Consider the following 235-nt stretch of genomic DNA (forward strand, 5'->3'; position numbering starts at 1 on the left):
GGCTTTCTGGAGCAACTCGCCGAGCTCTATGCCAACCCCGAAACCAAGGTCATGTCTCTTTGGACCATGGGTTTCAATCAGCACACGCGCGGTGTCTGGGCAAACCACATGATCTACAATCTGCATCTGCTGACGGGGAAGATTTCTGAGCCCGGCAGCGGCCCCTTCTCGCTGACCGGCCAACCATCGGCCTGTGGAACGGCGCGCGAAGTCGGCACCTTCGCGCATCGCCTGC

Annotated in this window: 1 protein-coding gene; it reads left to right on the forward strand. The window is 60.4% G+C overall.

Annotation, left to right across the window (positions count from 1 at the left end; genetic code table 11):
• The coding region (locus H6M51_RS25145; RefSeq protein WP_185812339.1) for a molybdopterin-dependent oxidoreductase at positions 1 to 235 on the forward strand (235 nt) is incomplete at both ends.

Origin of the sequence: Rhizobium sp. AQ_MP, assembly GCF_014237835.1 — a bacterium.
Taxonomy (GTDB): Bacteria; Pseudomonadota; Alphaproteobacteria; order Rhizobiales; family Rhizobiaceae; genus Allorhizobium.